An 18,798-nucleotide genomic window follows, 5' to 3' on the forward strand; every position below is an offset into this window, starting at 1 on the left:
TTTGTATGTTTGGAGATGAAATGTACAATGGCTTTTCATGCAGAGGCATAACCTGGAGGTTATAGCAAATGGCAAACTGGGCGCAGAAACTGAAGTTGCAACACCTGCAAACGCTTATCGCGCTGGGCGAACAGGGAAATCTGACGCACGTCGCCCGGATGATGAATATCACCCAGCCCGCATTGTCGAAATGGTTATCACAGCTCGAAGATGAGATTGGCATCACGCTCTTTGAACGTCACAGTAAAGGCTTGCGCCCTTCCGAAGGCGGCAAGTTGCTACTGCAACATGCCCAACGCCTGATCAATGATATGGAGCGTTCGCAGTATGAAATCGCCCGTTTTAAGCAAGGCGGACTTGTAGGGAGTCTGAAGATTGGCTGCTCGCCGGTAGCGACCGATTGTGTTTCACAGGCAATACTGGGTTTGCTCACAGAACTGCCAACCCTGCATCTTAATATTGAAGAGAAGGTGATGACCCCGCTGCTGCACGATCTGCTCGCGGGTTCGGTGGATGTCGTCGTCGGTCGCGTCGGCGGTCGGGCGCTTCAGTTGCCGCTCAATTATCAAGTGCTGTATACCGAGCCGGTCTGTTTCGTCGCCCGCCCCGATCATCCCTTGGCAAAATATCCCCTGCTCACCTGGCACGATCTGGCTAACTGGCGCTGGATTGTCTGGCCGACAGGAACCCCTATCCGGATAAGCATTGATAACGCGCTGGTTGATAACGGCGTAATGTTGCCGGAAAACATCATTGAATCGGCATCAATCAACGTCAGTACCAACCTGCTGCAAAGTAGCGACATGATCTCTATTCTTTCTCTACGGCTGGCACAACGGTATGCCGCCCAGGGACAACTGGCTATCCTGAATCTGCCGAAGATTGAACAAAAAGGCAGCGTCGGCGTATTCTGGCGCAACAACGAAACGCCTACTACCGCCCTGAACCGTTTTCTGTACTACCTGGCACAAGTTTAGCGCGGAGAGTTAGGGCCATCGCCCGATGTTCCAGATATCTATTTCCTCTATGCTTAGAATTCATGATGTGATCGGTAGCACGTTTTTAAGTTTAATTGTATGATGAATGAGTCTCGTCAAGGGTTTCAACTATGAGCAAAGCACTGAACGTTATCTGGCAATATTTGCGCGCATTCGTCCTGATTTATGCCTGCCTCTATGCAGGTATTTTTCTTGCATCGCTACTCCCTATCACCATTCCGGGCAGCATTATCGGCATGCTGATTCTGTTTGTTTTACTGGCTTTGCAGGTGTTACCGGCAAAATGGGTTAACCCCGGCTGCTACGTGCTGATTCGCTATATGGCCCTGTTGTTTGTCCCGATTGGCGTGGGGATCATGCAGTACTTTGACCTGCTGCGCGCGCAATTTGGTCCGGTGGTGGTGTCTTGTACCATCAGTACGCTGGTCGTTTTCCTGGTGGTGAGCTGGAGCTCGCACATTGTGCACGGTGAGCGCAAAATCGTTGGGCAAAAAGAGGCTAAAGCAAAAAAATGATGTCGTATATCTGGTGGTCATTACCTCTTACGCTGGCGGTATTTTTTGGCGCACGTAAGCTGGCAGCTCGCTTTAAAATGCCTTTGCTGAACCCTCTGCTGGTCGCCATGGTGGTAATTATTCCCATTCTGCTGCTGACAGGTATTCCCTACGATCACTATTTCAAAGGCAGCGAAGTGCTGAACGATTTGCTGCAACCTGCCGTGGTCGCGCTGGCCTATCCGTTATACGAACAGTTGCATCAGATTCGCGCCCGCTGGAAATCAATCATTGCTATCTGTTTTGCCGGGAGCGTTGTGGCGATGGTAACAGGTACAACAATCGCCTTGTTGATGGGCGCATCACCGCAAATTGCTGCGTCTATCATGCCAAAATCGGTCACTACACCTATCGCTATGGCCGTGGGAGGCAGTATTGGCGGTATTCCGGCGATCAGCGCCGTATGCGTCATTTTTGTCGGCATTCTCGGGGCGGTATTTGGACATACGTTACTCAATGCCATGCGTATTCGCACTAAGGCCGCTCGTGGGCTGGCAATGGGCACCGCGTCGCACGCCCTGGGCACCGCACGCTGTGCGGAACTGGACTATCAGGAAGGTGCGTTTAGCTCACTGGCGCTGGTCATTTGCGGCATTATTACCTCGCTGGTAGCCCCGTTCCTGTTCCCGATTATTCTGGCAGTGGTGGGTTAATCTTCATTTTTTAGCTATTTATTTGCGATGCGTTGCACATTTTTCATTTAAGTTTCATAAGTTGCATACACAATGAGATTTGGATCACATATAAAGCCATAACAGGCCCGTAAACTACGATTCCATTACATTGTTATGAGGCATCGCCATGCATCCACGTTTTCAAACTGCTTTTGCCCAACTCGCGGATAACTTGCAATCAGCCCTGGCCCCTGTTCTGGCGGATGCACATTTCCCCGCCATGCTGACTGCTGAGCAGGTCTCTTTGCTAAAACGCGAATCGGGACTGGACGAAGACGCGCTGGCATTCGCTCTGCTGCCGCTGGCTGCGGCCTGCGCACGTACTCCGCTGTCCAACTTCAACGTTGGGGCAATTTCTCGCGGCATCAGCGGCAACTGGTACTTCGGTGGGAACATGGAGTTCCTGGGCGCGACCATGCAGCAAACTGTTCATGCCGAGCAAAGCGCTATCAGCCACGCCTGGCTGCGCGGTGAAAAAGGGCTCGCCGCCATCACCGTCAACTACACGCCGTGCGGCCACTGCCGCCAGTTTATGAACGAACTGAACAGCGGACTGGATTTACGGATTCATCTGCCGGGACGTGCGCCACACGTGCTGCGTGATTACCTGCCAGATGCCTTCGGCCCGAAAGATCTGGAGATTAAAACGCTGCTGATGGACGATCAGGATCACGGCTTCGCGCTGCAGGGCGATACGTTGACCCAAGCGGCAATCACCGCTGCCAACAGATGTCATATGCCATACAGCAAATCCCCAAGCGGCGTGGCGCTGGAGTGTAAAGATGGCCGTATTTTTAGCGGCAGCTATGCTGAAAATGCCGCCTTTAACCCGACCCTGCCACCGCTGCAAGGCGCGTTAAACCTGTTGAATCTGAACGGTTATGATTATCCAGATATCCAACGCGCCGTGCTGGCTGAAAAAGCCGACGCGCCGTTGATTCAGTGGGATGCGACCTCCGCCACGCTGAAAGCACTGGGCTGCAATAATATTGAGCGCGTTCTCCTGGGTTAATCGACTCAATAACGCCGGTTCGTAGGCCGGATAAGGTGTTTACACCGCCATCCGGCACTATGCAGAATGCCTAAAATCCCCTCAATCAGACTGCTGTTTCTTGCGCTACGTCTTCCGGTACAGTAGCCTGATTGAAATTCCATCCAAATAACGAGTTTTCTGCATGTTAAAGCGCGTGTTTTACAGCCTGTTAGTCCTGTTAGGCTTGCTGCTTTTGACTGTGCTTGGACTCGATCGCTGGATGAGCTGGAAGACTGCTCCCTACATTTACGACGAACTGCAGGATTTACCCTACCGCCAGGTCGGTGTGGTTCTGGGCACGGCGAAGTATTACCGCACCGGCGTCATCAATCAGTATTACCGCTACCGCATTCAGGGCGCATTGAACGCCTATAACAGCGGGAAGGTAAACTATCTGCTGTTAAGCGGCGACAATGCCCAGCAAAGCTACAACGAACCCATGACGATGCGTAAGGATCTGATTGCCGCAGGCGTTGATCCCGCTGACATCGTGCTTGATTACGCCGGGTTCCGCACGCTCGACTCCATCGTGCGTACGCGTAAAGTATTCGACACCAACGATTTCATTATTATTACTCAACGATTCCACTGTGAGCGCGCCTTGTTTATTGCGCTGCATATGGGTATCCAGGCCCAGTGCTATGCGGTACCTTCGCCAAAAGATATGCTCACCGTGCGGGTACGTGAATTTGGCGCCCGTTTTGGCGCACTCGCCGATCTCTACATTTTCAAACGTGAGCCCCGTTTTTTAGGCCCACTGGTGCCCATCCCTACCATGCATCAGGTACCGGACGATGCGCAGGGGTATCCGGCGGTCACGCCTGAACAATTACTCGAATTACAAAAGAAACAAGGAAAATAAGCATGGAAGGAAAAACGATCTTTATCGTTATTGGCGTACTGATGATTGTTCTCTGGACGTGCAGAGAAGGCCTGAAGGGACTGCGTTCCGGTATCGTCGAGAAAACCGTGAAAGGTTCGCAGACGCCAATGATCATTTCTCGCGCTAAAGAACCCAGCACTTACTGGAGCTATATCATCGTTTATTTCGGTATGGCCATTGGTGCACTGTTCACTGGTATCTGGTTACTCTTTATCAAATAAAAAAAACCGATGCAGAATGCCTCTGCACCGGTTTTATTTTTCTCTTCCCAGATTACTTCTTACGCGCGTACTTCAGTGAGTCCAGCGCGACCGCGAAGATAATAATGCCACCCTTGATAATATACTGCCAGTATGGGTTCACGCCGATGTAGGTCAAACCGTAGTTGATGACGGTGAAGATAATCACACCGGTCACTACGCCAAACACGGTACCTACCCCGCCACTGAACGACACGCCGCCAACCACGCACGCCGCAATCGCATCCAGCTCATACATAAAGCCGAGGTTGTTGGTCGCTGAGCCGATACGTCCGGCTTCCAGCAAACCACCGAAGGCATAGAACACGCCAGACAACGCATAGATAATCAGCAGGTTCAGCGCAACGTTTACACCGGACACTTTCGCAGCTTCCGGGTTTCCGCCGATGGCGAAAATGTTTTTACCGAAGCGGGTCTTGTTCCACAGCACCCACACAAAGGCCACCGCAATCAGCGCATAGAATGTGATGTAGGAGAGTCGGAAACTGCCCAGTGCAATAAAGCCCTGCGCAAAGGTTGAGAATCCACTGTCAAAGCCAGAAATTGGCGATGCGCCGACGAAGTCGTAGTACAGGGAGTTGATCCCGTAAACGATAATCATCGTACCCAGTGTGGTAATAAACGGCGTTACGTTCAGATAAGCAATGATAATACCGTTCACCAGACCGATAATGGCGCCAATCACGCAAACAATCAGCACCACTACAATGATCGGCATTGTCGCCATTTCCGGGAACACCTTGTTGGCATTCTCCATCGACTGCAACAGAGTTGCCGCCACCACTGCCGCCAGGCCAACCTGACGCCCCGCCGACAGGTCGGTCCCTTGGGTAACAATCAGTCCAGCCACACCCAATGCGATAATAATACGCACCGAGGATTGCGTGAGAATATTACTCAGGTTCAGTAAGCTTAAGAAAGTGGGATCCTGGAAAATAATAATCGCCAGCAAAACCAAAAGAACAACGTAAATTCCGCCTTCTTTCAGGTAAGTAAGAAAACTTTTCTTATTTAACGCACTCATGAGGAGCCCCTAATCTTAAAGGTGCAAAGACGCAAGACGGAGGATTTCGTTTTGCGTTGTTGTTTTAGTGTCAACAATTCCAGCAACGAGACCATTGCTCATCACCAGAATACGATCGGTAATACCCAGCAGCTCCGGCATTTCAGAGGAAATAATAATAATCCCCTTATCCTTTTTCGCGAGTTCGGCAATCAACTGATAAATTTCAAATTTCGCACCAACATCGATTCCGCGCGTCGGTTCATCCAGCATCAGAATTTCTGGCTGGGTTAATAACCAACGACCAATAACCACCTTTTGCTGATTACCGCCAGAAAGTGAACCGATTTGCGTGCGATGACCCGGTGTTTTTACCCTCATAGAGTCAATTACCCACTGGGTATCACTCTTCATGCGGGAATTATCCAACAGACCAACTTTGTTTTTATAGTTTTGGATATTGGAGATTAACGAGTTAAAACCAATGTCCAGATACGCATAAATACCGGTTGAGCGGCGCTCTTCCGTGACCAGTGCAAAACCATGGTTGATGGCTTCATTTGCACTGTGGTTATTAATTTTTTTGCCGTGTAGCGTAATCGTACCCGATGATTTCTCACGAATACCAAAAAGCGTTTCAACGATATCCGTGCGTTTTGCGCCTACCAGACCTGCAATCCCAAGAATCTCCCCTTTGTGCAAATCAAACGAGATATCACGAATCGACGGCTGGCGCAGCGAGGTCAGGTTACGCACTTGCAGAATGACTTCACCAGGTTTGTTTTCTTTATCCGGAAAACGTTGGTTCAGTGAACGTCCAACCATCATGGCGATGATCTTATCCATATCCAGCCCTTCCAGCGGCTGGGTCGCAATCCACTGGCCATCGCGCAGAACGGTAATTTCATCGCACAGCTGGAAGATTTCTTCCATTTTGTGAGAGATATAAACAATACCGCATCCACGCTCTTTCAGCTTACGGATGATGGTGAACAGATGGTTAACTTCTTTTTCGGTTAACGATGAAGTTGGCTCATCCATGATGACGATTTTGGCGTCATAGGAGAATGCTTTCGCAATTTCAATCATCTGCATTTGTGAAACGGATAATGTGCCGACACGCGCACGCGGATCGATATCAATATCCAGTTCATCAAATATCGCTTTGGTATCGCGGTACATTTTTTCCTGATCGACAAACATGCCTTTGGTGGGATAGCGTCCCAGCCACATGTTGTCCATTACAGAACGTTGTAATACCAGGTTTAATTCCTGGTGTACCATCGAAATACCATTTTCAAGCGCTTCTTTCGCAGAATGAAAATCGATTTCTTTACCCTGAAATAAAATACTGCCGGAATCTTTTTGATAGATGCCGAAAAGACATTTCAATAATGTTGATTTCCCCGCGCCATTCTCTCCCATGAGGGCGTGAATAGAATGCGGGCGGACTTTTAAATTGACATTATCAAGCGCCTTAACGCCGGGGAAGGACTTGTTGATGCCGGTCATTTCCAACAAGTATTCGCCTGACGACTGAGTATGTGTGCTGACCATAATTATACCTTGTTGGCCTTGCAGAGTGCGTTATTAAGGGCGCAATGAAATTGCGCCCACATACGGAGTATTTATTTGTTGGTGAACTCTGCCAGATTATCTTTATCGACACCTACGTACGGTACGCGAACAATCTTGTTCTCAATTTTCCAGTTAGTGCCATCTGCCGCTCCTTTGCCGTCAGCCAGGTTTTTCGCCAGATCGAAGGTGGCTTTCGCCTGGTTGTTGGCATCGTTCAGGACGGTACCGGCCATGGCGCCAGATTTCACCAGAGCCAGCGCTTCAGGCAGCGCATCCACACCAAATACTGGTACGCTGGTTTTGTTGTGCGCTTTCAGCGCTTCAACTGCACCCATTGCCATCGCATCGTTGTTAGCGATAACCACTTCAATTTTGTTCGCGTTTGGACCAGACATCCACGCATCCATCTTATCTTTCGCCTGAGCGGTATCCCACATTGCAGTATCTAACTGCAGCTGCTCAGTTTTAATGCCTTTGTCGTTCAGCTCTTTAATCACGTAAGTGGTACGTGCTTCAGCATCCGGGTGTCCCGGTTCGCCTTTCAGCAGAACAAACTGAATTTTGCCGTCTTTGTTCAGGTCCCAGTTCGGGTTAGCTGCCCAGTGTTTGGCAATCAAATCACCCTGAATAATGCCGGACTCTTTAGAGTCGGTACCGACGTAATACGCTTTGTCATAGCTGTCCAGCGCTTTACGAGAAGGTTCTTTGTTGAAGAATACGATCGGTACGTTCTGTCCGCGTGCTTTTTCAATGACCGTGCCAGCAGCTGCCGGGTCAACCAGGTTAATCGCCAGTGCTTTAACGCCTTTTGCCAGCAGCACGTCGATCTGATCGTTTTGTTTGGACTGGTCGTTCTGCGAGTCGTTCATCAGCAGCTGTACATCTGGTGCCGCTTTGGCATCTTTTTCAATAGCCTTACGTACTACAGACATAAAGTTATCGTCATACTTATAGATAGTCACACCAATGCGGGTATCAGCAGCGTGCGCAGCCGCGCCGAATAACATGCTTGCCATTACAGCAGACAGGGTCAACACCTTCTTATTCATGGTATCTCCGGTTTTATTATGCAGGGTAGTACTTGAGATAAATGCTCGGCAGGCAGAACGTTACTGAAGTGTTACTGAACGCCGAAGCTCACTTTTAAAAAATATTTCTTCCGTGTCTGGCAACGCTCCAAAAACAGGCTTTAATTTTTGTTTAAGGCACCTATACCTCGATGAAAGTGATTATTCACCGTTACATAGTAGTTACAGCGCAACAAACAGTGTCATCATAGCTATCGCATTGTTAATATACTGTGAATTTACTCACATATTGAAAGCGGTTACATCGCGCAACGTTATGAGTTAGTGATCGGTGCCGCATTCTGCCGCAGCGCTACTGAATGGCGACGCACCAGCGTTGGCATAAAACAATGTGACGCCTGCGGATCCAACGTGCCAGCCGCCCCCTGTAGCGCAAGCTCCGTCGCCATTTTTGCCATTGAGGCAATGGGATAGCGCACAGTGGTTAGCTGCGGATCGGTGTAACGCGCGATGGGAATATCATCGAAGCCAATGATAGAAAGGTGTAATGGAATAGCGATGCCGTTATCTTTTAGCGCAGTCAGCGCGCCGGCTGCCATATTGTCGTTGTAAGCAAAGACCGCCGTCAGTTGTAAGTTACGCCCCAGCAGTTCCACCATCGCGGACTCTCCGCCCTGCATATCGGGCGAACCGGTGCCGACCCAGCTTTCTGCCGCAACAATCCCCTGCTCTTGCAGGGCAGTTAACCACCCTTCTTTGCGCATGGCGTCATCTTCAATGCGGTGGCTTGATGCCAGATAACCTATGCGTTGATGACCATTATTTAGCAGCATTCGGGTAGCCATTTTGGCACCGCTGATGTTATCCAGGCATACGCAACGGTGAGCATAACCCGGAACAAGGCGGTTGATCAGTACCATGCCGGGGATTTGATCCATAAACTCGGCCAGTTCCCGATCGCTCAGTGCTTTAGAGTGTACAATCAGCGCGTTACAACGTTGGCGAATCAACACCTCAATGGCATGACGTTCTTTTTCCGCCTCATGGTAGCTGTTGCCAATCAGGACATACTTCTGATGCTGCTGGGCAACCATATCCACGGCTTTTACCAGCGCGCCAAAAAACGCATCTGATACATCCATGACGACAACACCAATCGTGTCGCTAACCTGCGTCGCCAGCGCTTGTGCGTTGGCATTAGGTCGATAGCCAAGCTGAGTGACTGCCTTCATTACCGCTTCACGCGTATCGGGACTCACCAGCGCACTGTTGTTCAGTACGCGGGAAACGGTCGCTACAGAAACGCCAGACTGCCGTGCCACATCACGAATGGTTACCATATTCACTGCCCTGTTTTAGATTGCGGCTGCCCGCAGACACCCCAGGCTGGGTATTTTGTCAGCACAATGAAACGGACTGCGTGAGTGATGTCACAGGAATGAAAGCGCTTACATCCATTTTGTTAATGAATGTGATCCAGATCGTTATCTGGATGTTCGCGGTAATGATGTCCCCGCAGCACGCAGGGTTAATTGACGCCACAGCCATTCCACCGGGCCCTGGCGGTAAAAACGCAGCCATATGACAGAGAAAAGTAAGTTAATCGCCCAGACCGGGATAACGAAAAACAGCAGCTCCAGCCGGTCAAATTTCATAAATAAACCGGCCTGATAAAACAACGTGGTGCAGATTAAGGTTTGTAACAGATAGTTGGTTAATGCCATGCGCCCCACACAGGCGATAGCAATGACCCATTTGAAGCGACTAAGCTGCGGCCAGAAACCAAACATCAGCGCAGCATAACCAATGGTTTGCAAAGGCGCCCCCAGCTCTCGCGGGGCTTGTAACAGGAAGGCACACCAGCGGTAGGACCAGTCCAGTTGCCACTGGGCGACGATAGCAGGCAGGTTAATCGCCATGCCGATAATAACCAGCAGAACGCCAGTGCGTCGATAATGCTGCAAACTGTACTGCCCTTTTAGCCAGCCGCTACGCATTAATGCCGCGCCGAGCAGCATCATCCCCGCCAGTTGCCAGCCATATTGCGCGCCTAACGCCAGCAAGCTATTGGACATCATATCCACGCGATTGCTGATTGCTTCCATTCCGCCGTTCACTTTCCAGTATTTTTCATACAGCAGCGCTGAAGCATCCGGCGTCCAGGCCCGGCTGGTTTCGCTCCCGGAGATCACACCCAACAGCAGCAATACACCAACGCCCGCCAAATAAAGCACCACGCCGGTGTTAAACAAGCTTTTCACCGACGGCGCATCCCGGATCAGCCGCCAGCAAATCAGGCCGATCAAGCCATATGCCAGCAGGATATCGCCATCCCAGAAGAGTAAACCGTGAATAAATCCCAACAGCACCAGCAACGTAAGCCGCGACTGGATCCAGCGTTTACCACGCGGGAGCAGCATTTGCAGACCAGCACCAAACAGCAGAGCAAACAGCGTGAGGAATTTTACCTGCGCGAAGAGATCGAGCAGCGCCCAGGTCCAGGCGTCAGATAAGGTAATGTCGCCATACCAGGCGGGGTTGAGATATGCCGCCTTCGGCAAGCCAAAGGCGCTAATATTGAGAAGCAGGATACCAAGAATGGCAACGCCACGAATAAAATCCAGCGTGACATTACGCTCCATGGTTCCTGTCCTAATCAGTTGTGATGACGTACTGCGCGCAGAAATTCCTGACGCGTGTTCTGGCTGGACTTAAACAATCCGCCAAGAGAAGTGGTGGTGGTCGCACTGGTCGCATCGCGAATGCCGCGCGCTTTCACACAGTAATGCACCGCATCAATCGATACCGCCACATTATTCGTCCCGAGCAGCGTTTGCAGCGCGGTGAGAATTTGCTGAGTCAGACGTTCCTGTACCTGCGGACGTTGCGCAAAGAACTGCACAATGCGGTTAATCTTCGACAGACCAATGACCGAATCTTTCGGAATATACGCCACCGTCGCTTTGCCATCGATAGTGACAAAGTGGTGTTCGCAGGTGCTGGTCAGCGTGATATCACGAACCGTGACCATCTCGTCCACCTTCATTTTGTTTTCAATGACGGTGATTTTCGGGAAGTTGGCGTAATCGAGGCCGGAGAAAATCTCATCGACATACATTTTCGCAATGCGATGCGGAGTTTCCATCAAACTGTCATCGCTCAAATCGAGATTGAGCAATTGCATAATCTCGGTCATATGGCCAGAGATAAGACGTTTGCGTGTTTCGTTATCCATCTCTTGCACGGGCGGGCGCAGCGGGGTTTCGAGACCACGCGCAACCAGCGCTTCATGAACCAGTGCCGCTTCTTTACTGAGTGATGACATTTCTTCTTCTCCTGCAGGTGGGGCGCCTCTGCCCTGCATGGGGCAAAGTTTTTAGGCTGTGTCACAGCCAGAACATTGTGCGTGAGGCGGCGCACATAATCCAGTATTCACCGTGATAATTATTGAAATTGGCACAGCCTTTCAGCGTTGCTGATTTCACTTGTCGTTCAGCCCGGTGACGTCGAGTGTTAATGTAAAGTTATATAGATGATGAAGTATGTTTGCTCAATGCGGAAGTGAAAGTTACTCACAGTGCTATGAATAATCTGTATTATGATGAGTTCGCAAACACATTCAGGTTCAACACAACAAGGAGCCACGCATGGAAATGCTTGAAGAGCACCGCTGTTTTGAAGGCTGGCAGCAACGTTGGCGTCACGACTCCGCCACGTTAAATTGCGCCATGACCTTCAGTATTTTTCTTCCACCACCCCGTGATAACGCCGCGCCTCCGGTGCTGTACTGGCTGTCGGGCCTGACCTGTAATGATGAAAACTTCACTACCAAAGCAGGCGCGCAGCGCATTGCAGCTGAGCTGGGTATTGTTCTCGTGATGCCGGACACCAGCCCGCGCGGCGAGCAGGTTGCCAACGATGATGGCTACGATTTAGGTCAAGGGGCCGGATTTTACCTCAATGCCACCCAGCAGCCGTGGGCAACGCATTTTCGTATGTATGACTATCTGCGTGATGAGCTTCCGGCACTGATTCAGTCGCAGTTTAACGTCAGCGATCGCTGCGCCATCAGCGGACACTCCATGGGCGGCCACGGCGCATTGATTATGGCGCTGAAAAATCCCGGGAGATACACCAGCGTTTCCGCCTTTGCGCCGATCGTCAACCCTTGTCGCGTTCCGTGGGGTGAGAAGGCGTTTAGCGCTTATCTGGGCGAAGATAAAACACAGTGGGCAGAGTGGGATAGCTGCGCGTTAATGCTGGCCAGCAAACCCGCAGACGCGATCCCGACGTTAATCGATCAGGGAGACAGCGATCAGTTTCTTGCCGATCAGTTGCAGCCCGCGGTACTGGCCGAAACTGCCCGTCAGACCGCATGGCCAATGACGCTACGCATCCAGCCTGGTTACGACCACAGCTATTACTTTATTGCGTCGTTTATTGAGGATCACCTGCGCTTCCACGCCCAGTATTTGCTGAAGTAATTCCTGAGTTGAGGGCGGAAGCCCTCTTCATTTCTCCATCATTCCTTCACTTTTTCTCCTTTTTTCTTCCCCCACTATCTTATTGATTAAAAAAGCATTTCACTCCAAATCATATTAAACACAAATGATTTCTATTATCATTTGTGTTTACAAATATTCATACTTTTGTACAATCCCCCCGCTTCTTTACTGAAAAGAGTCCTTAAAAGACAAACACATACAATTGTCATGGCCTTTCACATGACGCGCAGTTTGATTCATTTAAATGGAATGATACAAATGACTATACCTCACGTTAAGGCTGTAGCTGCCGCAGTATGCGTCGCCTGCCTCCCATCACTCGGCCATGCCGCTGAACAAGACACCGTGGTCGTTACCGCTACCGGTTTCGAGCAGAAAATTCAGGATGCCCCGGCTTCAATATCTGTTATTACCAAGCAGCAGATTGAGGACAAAGCCTATCGAGATGTCACCGATGCGCTAAAAGATGTCCCTGGCGTCGTCGTCACTGGCGGGGGGAGCAGTAGCGATATCAGTATTCGCGGTATGGCTTCGCAATACACACTCTTCCTGGTCAACGGTAAACGCATCAGCACCCGCGGTACACGTCCTAACAGCGACAACTCAGGTATTGAGCAAGGTTGGCTGCCGCCGCTGGAATCCATCGAGCGTATCGAGGTAATCCGCGGCCCGATGTCATCCCTCTACGGCTCCGATGCGATGGGCGGCGTCATTAACGTCATCACCAAAAAAGTGTCGAATACTAAAGCCTGGACCGGCTCTTTGCACGGCGATGCCACTTTCCAGGAAGACAGAGACTCCGGCGATATTTACCAGACCAACGCCTATGCGTCTGGACCACTGATTGACGGATTACTTGGCGCGAAGGTGACCGGATTATTCTCCCACCGCGCGGAAGATGAAATCGTAAATGGCTACAATGAACAGCGTATGCGTAGCGGGGGATTAACCCTGAACTTTACGCCAGATGATAAAAACGACATCGATTTCGATTACGCACGTGAATTGCAGGATCGCGACAGTACGCCAGGCAAATCCATGGCAGAGGAAAACTGCCGTAACGGAAGCTGTAAGCCCAACAGTAAAAGCGAAAACAAGTATGTGCACACCACGTACTCAATAACCCACAGCGGTTATTACGACGACTTCAACTCCACCAGCTATGTCCAGCAGGAAGAAACCGATAACCCCGGTCGCCAGATGAAGTCCTACAACACGATTTTCAATAACCAGAACCAGGTCTTCCTTGGGGCGCACACCCTGACGTTGGGTGGACAATACCGTTATGAAAAACTGCGCGATAACGGCAACCAACTGCAAGCGGCTGATGGACTGAACAAACTGACCCGCTGGAGCTGGGCGCTGTTTGCTGAAGATGAATGGGCCATTACCGATACCTTCACGCTGACCGGCGGTCTGCGTATGGATAAGGATGAAAACTACGGTGACAACTGGACGCCGCGCGGCTATGGCGTATGGCATCTGAGCGATCAGTGGACCTTAAAAGGTGGCGTTTCCGCGGGCTATCGCGCACCGGATCTGCGCCAGTCCTCTGCCAGCTGGGGACAGGTTACCGGCGGCGGCCGTCTGAACGGAATCATTGTCGGCAACCCGGATCTGAAGCCAGAGAAAAGCCTCAGCGAAGAGATCGGTTTACTGTGGGATAACGGCAACGACCTCAACGCAGGCGTTACGCTGTTCAATACCGACTTTAAAAACAAAATCACCGAAGTTCGCCGTTGTAACAGCAGTTCCGATCCGGCCTGCACCATCGGCGGCACCCATTATGACTTCGTCAGCGATCGCGTTAACGTCGATAAAGCCAATATGCGCGGCGTAGAATCCACCTTCGGCTGGAAAATAACCTCCGACGTCAACTGGACCGCGAACTACACCTACACGGAATCTGAGCAGAAAAGCGGTCAGTTCTCTGGCCAGCCGTTGAACAAAATGCCAAAGCATATGTTTAACACGACGCTGGACTGGCAGGCTACGCAGGATCTCGGTTTCTGGAGCCGTCTGAATCTGCGCGGGAAAACGTCTGAATACCTGAGCCGAACCTCTATGGCACAGGGCACCCCGTCCTATACTCAGGTCGACGTTGGTTTACGTTACTATGCTACCAAGGATCTGTTGATGACCGCTGGCGTGTATAACGTGCTGGATAAACAAATCGATTACGATACCTACGACACCGTCCTTGATGGACGTCGTTACACGGTTGGCATGACTTACAGCTTCTAAGTCTGACGCAATAAAAAACCCCGGTACTCATCATACCGGGGTTTTTGTTATGCTTTTTTATACTGTTACTTCTTCACGCGACCCGGGAATTTCATTTCGCTGTAGCGAACAAAACGGGTTCCTTTGGTCAGCTTATAGCCAAACCAGATAATCAGGAACAGCGGGATACCGATATAGGTAGCCATCACGCCGCCCCAGTCAATGCTGTCTTTCAGGAACGCTTCGTAGTTCTGACCCAGGGTGATAATCAGGCACAGCACAAAGGCGAAGATCGGCCCCAGCGGGAAAAAGCCAGAACGGTACGGCAGGTCCTTCACATCGTGACCCTGCAGCACATAACCGCGACGGAAGCGATAGTGGCTAATAGCAATCCCCAGCCAGGCGATAAAGCCCGTCATCCCGGAAGTATTCAGCAGCCACAGATACACGGTCTGGTTGCCAAACATTGAAGTCAGGAAGCACAGCCCCGCCACCACGGTGGTCGCATACAGCGCGTTACGCGGTACGCCGCCACGAGACAGTTTGCCGAAAATACGCGGCGCTTTACCGTCACATGCCAGGGTATAAAGCATACGCGTGGAGGCGTACATCCCGGAGTTACCTGCCGACAGCACCGCCGTCAGGATAACTGCGTTCATCACCGCTGCCGCAGACAGCAGACCCGCATGCTGGAATACCAGCGTGAACGGGCTAACGCTGATGTCTTTTACATCGTTACGCAGCAGGCTTGGATCGGTGTACGGAATGATCAGGCTGATAATCAAAATCGCGAACACATAGAACAGCAGGATTCGCCAGAATACCTGACGTACCGCACGTGGAATGTTCTTTTCAGGATCTTCAGATTCGCCAGCCGCGATACCGATAAGCTCTGTCCCCTGGAAGGAGAAGCCGACTATCATCGCCACGCCAATCATCGCAGCAAAACCACCGGCAAACGGTGCATCACCGGTCGTCCAGTTGCTCCAGCCCACCGGCTGAGCGCCTTTGAAGATACCGAAAATCATCATCACACCAACCACGATGAAGATAATGACGGTGGTAACTTTGATCAGTGAGAACCAATATTCCGCTTCACCAAACCCGCGAACGGAAATGTAGTTCAGCAGGAAGATAACGCCGAGGAACAGCGCACTCCAGATCCAGCCCGGCGTGTCCGGGAACCACCAGCTCATCACCAGCTGTGCGGCCACCAGGTCAACGGCAATCGTTACCGCCCAGTTGTACCAGTAGTTCCAGCCCAGCGCGAAGCCAAAGCCCTCTTCTACGTAGTTCTGACCGTAGGTGGAAAACGAGCCGGAAACCGGCATATAGGCAGCCAGTTCACCGAGGCTGGTCATCAGGAAGTACACCATCAGACCGATCAGAATATAAGAGAACAACGCGCCGCCTGGACCCGCTGCAGAAATAGTTGCACCAGATGCAACGAAAAGACCTGTACCGATGGAGCCTCCAATGGCAATCATCGTCAGGTGACGCGCCTTCAGTTCACGACGTAGCGTGGGCGCTTCTGTGGTTTTAGTTTCGGAAACCATGTGAAAATGCTATCCATCCAAAAAATGAGGCGCGATTGTAGCAGACGAAATGGCATTCTTCCGGCACAAATACGCTGTTATAAGAGACCTTCATGACTGGCCGCGGATTATAAGTAAAGCAGAAAATATGCGGCGCACAGCGGTTAAGATATAACCGCCGTTCTATAAAGAGATGACCTTACGACAGTAAGCGCCCTATTCGCCCAGCTCGACCTGGTCGCTGTAATGCAAAAATCGCGTAATGGCATTGGAGATGTGTTTTTGCCTGTGATGCACGCGCCAGAGAGTGCGGACTAAACGCGGCAGCGGCACGGGAACTTCGCTCAGCGTTCCCGCCTGCAGCTGCTCCGCAATGACCCGACGCGACAAGCAGCTGATCCCGAGACCATGACGTACCGCATGCTTAATGGCCTCTGAGTTACCCAACTCCATTGCCATCTGAAATCTCGGCAGATGAGACAACAGCAGGTAATCCACCAGTTCACGCGTACCGGATCCTCGCTCACGCAGGATCCACGGCGAAGCCGCCAGCTGTTCCAGCGTAACAGGCCCCTTTGTGAGCGGTGACGACGGTGCGGCAAACACCACCAGCTCGTCTTCCAGCCACGGTTCAGAGATAATTTCAGTACTGTGACACGGCCCTTCGATCAGCCCAATGTCTACCCGAAAATCAAGCACAGCATTGATCACATCCTGACTGTTACCCACGCTCAGCTCGAGCGGCAAATCAGGAAAATCCTGCCGATAGCGGGCGATCATAGCAGGCAAGATATAGTTACCAATGGTGCTACTGGCATAGACCCGAATGGCACCATTATCTTCGCGAAAAAGCTGCTCGATTTCGGTCGTTTGCTCAAGTAACGCCAACGCTCGTGGGTAGAGCAAACGCCCGTGCTCATTGACCACTAGCCGTTTGCCGACGCGGTCAAACAGTTGCACGCCGAGTTGCCCTTCCAGATCGGTAAGTGCCGCACTCACCGCCGATTGCGACAATGCCAGCATGACAGACGCCTGGGTCGTTGAACCGCTTTTTAGTACCTCAGCAAACACTTCAAGTTGTCGCAAGGTGATATGCATAGTCGTTTTCCACCGGATATCCGTTACTTATACCCTAAATAATTCGAGTTGCAGGAAGGCGGCAAGAGAGAGACAAATTCGTCAGGAACGAATTTGACCAGCCAAAGGCTGGCCTCTGGTGAGGGACATGGATGTCCCTCATTAATCCCCGGGAGCGTACTTAAGTACGTGACTGGGGTGAACGAGCGCAGCCAACGCACATGCAACTTGAAGTATGACGGGTATACCACTTATATAGATTAATTATAAATATATAATCAATTTTATTTTTAAACCACTTCGCCGTACTCTTTTACCCAGATAAAGGAGAAGGATATGACAGAACTCACCTTGCAGACTCATCGTCGTACAGCGTGGCATTTTATTCCGGGGCTTGCCCTGAGTGCAGTTATCACTGGGGTCGCCTTATGGGGTGGATCTATTCCCGCCGTCGCAGGTGCCGGGTTCAGCGCCCTCACCTTAGCAATCTTGTTGGGGATGGTCCTCGGCAACACCGTCTATCCGCACATCTGGAAAAGCTGTGACGGCGGCGTGCTGTTTGCTAAACAACATTTATTACGTTTGGGGATCATCCTCTACGGCTTCCGTCTCACCTTCGCGCAAATTGCTGACGTCGGCGTCAGCGGTATCGTGATTGATGTGTTAACGCTGAGCAGTACCTTTTTGATTGCCTGCTTCCTGGGGCAGAAAGTGTTTGGTCTGGACCGCCACACCAGTTGGCTGATTGGTGCGGGGAGCAGCATTTGTGGGGCCGCCGCCGTGCTGGCAACCGAGCCGGTAGTGAAAGCGGAAGCCAGTAAGGTAACCGTCGCTGTCGCCACCGTGGTGATCTTCGGTACCATCGCTATCTTCCTGTATCCGGCAATGTATCCGCTGCTGGCACACTGGTTTAGCCCAGAAACCTACGGCATTTACATTGGTTCCACCATGCATGAAGTAGCACAGGTAGTGGCTGCCGGGCACGCCATTAACCCGGATGCAGAAAACGCCGCGGTTATTGCCAAAATGCTGCGTGTCATGATGCTGGCACCGTTCCTCATCCTCCTGGCCGCACGCGTTAAACAGTTGTCTCCGGCTACGGGCGGTGAGAAAAGCAAAATCACTATTCCATGGTTTGCCATCCTGTTCATTGTGGTCGCGATTTTTAACTCGTTCCACCTGCTGCCGCAGTCGGTTGTGAACATGCTGGTAACGCTGGATACCATTTTGCTGGCAATGGCGATGGCTGCACTGGGGTTAACCACTCACGTTAGCGCACTGAAAAAAGCCGGTGCCAAACCGTTACTGATGGCCCTGCTGCTGTTTGTCTGGCTGATTGTCGGTGGTGGTGCGATTAACGTCGCTGTCCACGCCCTGATGGCATAAACGATCACGACTCACCTCCATTAACCCGCTATACTCTCCCTTTTTGTATTTGAGTATGGCG

17 protein-coding genes are annotated in these 18,798 nt (G+C 51.2%); 9 read left to right on the forward strand and 8 right to left on the reverse strand.

The genetic code is table 11. The features are described 5' to 3' along the window. Nucleotides 1–68 precede the first annotated feature (68 nt). The 6 genes from OGY04_RS19965 to OGY04_RS19990 all read left to right on the forward strand — a co-directional run bounded on the left by OGY04_RS19965 (nt 69) and on the right by OGY04_RS19990 (nt 4,363). Nucleotides 69–977 carry a LysR substrate-binding domain-containing protein gene (locus OGY04_RS19965; protein ID WP_008785262.1) on the forward strand — a complete coding sequence of 303 codons (909 nt, stop codon included), beginning with the start codon at nt 69–71 and terminating at the stop codon, nt 975–977. 131 nt (nt 978–1,108) lie between these two features. Beyond that, nucleotides 1,109–1,513, forward strand: a complete 405-nt coding sequence (locus tag OGY04_RS19970; RefSeq protein ID WP_003834497.1) for a CidA/LrgA family protein — start codon at nt 1,109–1,111, stop codon at nt 1,511–1,513. Next, complete coding sequence (locus OGY04_RS19975; RefSeq protein WP_003027380.1) at nt 1,510–2,205, forward strand: CidB/LrgB family autolysis modulator; 696 nt, start codon at nt 1,510–1,512, stop codon at nt 2,203–2,205. The genes OGY04_RS19970 and OGY04_RS19975 overlap by 4 nt, the downstream gene beginning before the upstream one ends. A gap of 148 nt (nt 2,206–2,353) precedes the next feature. Further along, nucleotides 2,354–3,238, forward strand: a complete 885-nt coding sequence (cdd, locus tag OGY04_RS19980; RefSeq protein WP_234096350.1) for a cytidine deaminase — start codon at nt 2,354–2,356, stop codon at nt 3,236–3,238. A 163-nt stretch (nt 3,239–3,401) separates the two neighbouring features. Then, entirely contained in the window at nt 3,402–4,121 is a 720-nt protein-coding gene (sanA, locus tag OGY04_RS19985) for an outer membrane permeability protein SanA (protein WP_003027383.1), read from the forward strand. Between the two features lie 2 nt (nt 4,122–4,123). Then, nucleotides 4,124–4,363, forward strand: coding sequence for a DUF2542 family protein (locus tag OGY04_RS19990; protein WP_003834502.1), 240 nt, complete (start codon nt 4,124–4,126; stop codon nt 4,361–4,363). A 52-nt stretch (nt 4,364–4,415) separates the two neighbouring features. On the opposite strand, the gene mglC is transcribed toward OGY04_RS19990, so the two are convergent. From mglC to folE, 6 genes are all read right to left on the reverse strand, one after another. Then, nucleotides 4,416–5,426, reverse strand: a complete 1,011-nt coding sequence (gene mglC, locus OGY04_RS19995) for a galactose/methyl galactoside ABC transporter permease MglC (RefSeq protein ID WP_003027393.1) — start codon at nt 5,424–5,426, stop codon at nt 4,416–4,418. Between the two features lie 15 nt (nt 5,427–5,441). Then, the gene (gene mglA, locus OGY04_RS20000) at nt 5,442–6,962 is read right to left on the reverse strand and encodes a galactose/methyl galactoside ABC transporter ATP-binding protein MglA (RefSeq protein WP_003027396.1); all 1,521 of its coding nucleotides are present in this window, start codon (nt 6,960–6,962) and stop codon (nt 5,442–5,444) included. Between the two features lie 71 nt (nt 6,963–7,033). Next, nucleotides 7,034–8,032 carry a galactose/glucose ABC transporter substrate-binding protein MglB gene (gene mglB / locus OGY04_RS20005; protein WP_003027399.1) on the reverse strand — a complete coding sequence of 333 codons (999 nt, stop codon included), beginning with the start codon at nt 8,030–8,032 and terminating at the stop codon, nt 7,034–7,036. A 293-nt stretch (nt 8,033–8,325) separates the two neighbouring features. Beyond that, nucleotides 8,326–9,351 carry an HTH-type transcriptional regulator GalS gene (galS, locus tag OGY04_RS20010; protein ID WP_020996668.1) on the reverse strand — a complete coding sequence of 342 codons (1,026 nt, stop codon included), beginning with the start codon at nt 9,349–9,351 and terminating at the stop codon, nt 8,326–8,328. A 144-nt stretch (nt 9,352–9,495) separates the two neighbouring features. Then, nucleotides 9,496–10,653 carry a DUF418 domain-containing protein YeiB gene (gene yeiB / locus OGY04_RS20015; RefSeq protein WP_071444681.1) on the reverse strand — a complete coding sequence of 386 codons (1,158 nt, stop codon included), beginning with the start codon at nt 10,651–10,653 and terminating at the stop codon, nt 9,496–9,498. Between the two features lie 14 nt (nt 10,654–10,667). Beyond that, the gene (folE, locus tag OGY04_RS20020; RefSeq protein WP_003027410.1) at nt 10,668–11,336 is read right to left on the reverse strand and encodes a GTP cyclohydrolase I FolE; all 669 of its coding nucleotides are present in this window, start codon (nt 11,334–11,336) and stop codon (nt 10,668–10,670) included. A gap of 322 nt (nt 11,337–11,658) precedes the next feature. Here folE and fghA point away from each other — a divergent pair, with 322 nt between their 5' ends. Beyond that, a complete protein-coding gene (gene fghA, locus OGY04_RS20025; protein WP_008785267.1) occupies nt 11,659–12,495 on the forward strand; it encodes an S-formylglutathione hydrolase in 837 nt (278 codons plus the stop codon). 279 nt (nt 12,496–12,774) lie between these two features. Then, complete coding sequence (locus OGY04_RS20030) at nt 12,775–14,760, forward strand: ligand-gated channel protein (RefSeq protein ID WP_079934542.1); 1,986 nt, start codon at nt 12,775–12,777, stop codon at nt 14,758–14,760. A gap of 65 nt (nt 14,761–14,825) precedes the next feature. Here the strand turns inward: OGY04_RS20030 and lysP are convergent, their stop codons facing one another. Together lysP and yieE are read right to left on the reverse strand one after the other, a co-directional pair. Next, nucleotides 14,826–16,295: a lysine-specific permease gene (lysP, locus tag OGY04_RS20035; RefSeq protein ID WP_003834517.1), complete on the reverse strand. Its 1,470-nt coding sequence runs from the start codon at nt 16,293–16,295 to the stop codon at nt 14,826–14,828. Nucleotides 16,296–16,490: 195 nt separating this feature from the next. Next, nucleotides 16,491–17,372, reverse strand: coding sequence for a DNA-binding transcriptional regulator YeiE (yieE, locus tag OGY04_RS20040; RefSeq protein WP_003834519.1), 882 nt, complete (start codon nt 17,370–17,372; stop codon nt 16,491–16,493). Nucleotides 17,373–17,687: 315 nt separating this feature from the next. Between yieE and OGY04_RS20045 the strand changes: the two genes are divergently transcribed. Continuing rightward, entirely contained in the window at nt 17,688–18,737 is a 1,050-nt protein-coding gene (locus tag OGY04_RS20045; RefSeq protein WP_008785269.1) for a YeiH family protein, read from the forward strand. Nucleotides 18,738–18,798: the final 61 nt, after the last annotated feature.

Source organism: Citrobacter sp. Cpo091, assembly GCF_030332645.1.
GTDB lineage: Bacteria > Pseudomonadota > Gammaproteobacteria > Enterobacterales > Enterobacteriaceae > Citrobacter > Citrobacter portucalensis.

What these genes read in the sequence shown, in the direction of transcription:
- OGY04_RS19975 (WP_003027380.1), top strand. Translation starts at nt 1,510, where the DNA reads ATGATGTCGTATATCTGGTGGTCATTACCTCTTACGCTGGCGGTATTT.
- yieE (WP_003834519.1), bottom strand. Translation starts at nt 17,372, where the DNA reads ATGCATATCACCTTGCGACAACTTGAAGTGTTTGCTGAGGTACTAAAA.
- folE (WP_003027410.1), bottom strand. Translation starts at nt 11,336, where the DNA reads ATGTCATCACTCAGTAAAGAAGCGGCACTGGTTCATGAAGCGCTGGTT.
- cdd (WP_234096350.1), top strand. Translation starts at nt 2,354, where the DNA reads ATGCATCCACGTTTTCAAACTGCTTTTGCCCAACTCGCGGATAACTTG.
- OGY04_RS19970 (WP_003834497.1), top strand. Translation starts at nt 1,109, where the DNA reads ATGAGCAAAGCACTGAACGTTATCTGGCAATATTTGCGCGCATTCGTC.
- lysP (WP_003834517.1), bottom strand. Translation starts at nt 16,295, where the DNA reads ATGGTTTCCGAAACTAAAACCACAGAAGCGCCCACGCTACGTCGTGAA.
- mglA (WP_003027396.1), bottom strand. Translation starts at nt 6,962, where the DNA reads ATGGTCAGCACACATACTCAGTCGTCAGGCGAATACTTGTTGGAAATG.
- sanA (WP_003027383.1), top strand. Translation starts at nt 3,402, where the DNA reads ATGTTAAAGCGCGTGTTTTACAGCCTGTTAGTCCTGTTAGGCTTGCTG.
- OGY04_RS19965 (WP_008785262.1), top strand. Translation starts at nt 69, where the DNA reads ATGGCAAACTGGGCGCAGAAACTGAAGTTGCAACACCTGCAAACGCTT.
- OGY04_RS19990 (WP_003834502.1), top strand. Translation starts at nt 4,124, where the DNA reads ATGGAAGGAAAAACGATCTTTATCGTTATTGGCGTACTGATGATTGTT.
- mglC (WP_003027393.1), bottom strand. Translation starts at nt 5,426, where the DNA reads ATGAGTGCGTTAAATAAGAAAAGTTTTCTTACTTACCTGAAAGAAGGC.
- OGY04_RS20045 (WP_008785269.1), top strand. Translation starts at nt 17,688, where the DNA reads ATGACAGAACTCACCTTGCAGACTCATCGTCGTACAGCGTGGCATTTT.
- fghA (WP_008785267.1), top strand. Translation starts at nt 11,659, where the DNA reads ATGGAAATGCTTGAAGAGCACCGCTGTTTTGAAGGCTGGCAGCAACGT.
- mglB (WP_003027399.1), bottom strand. Translation starts at nt 8,032, where the DNA reads ATGAATAAGAAGGTGTTGACCCTGTCTGCTGTAATGGCAAGCATGTTA.
- yeiB (WP_071444681.1), bottom strand. Translation starts at nt 10,653, where the DNA reads ATGGAGCGTAATGTCACGCTGGATTTTATTCGTGGCGTTGCCATTCTT.
- OGY04_RS20030 (WP_079934542.1), top strand. Translation starts at nt 12,775, where the DNA reads ATGACTATACCTCACGTTAAGGCTGTAGCTGCCGCAGTATGCGTCGCC.
- galS (WP_020996668.1), bottom strand. Translation starts at nt 9,351, where the DNA reads ATGGTAACCATTCGTGATGTGGCACGGCAGTCTGGCGTTTCTGTAGCG.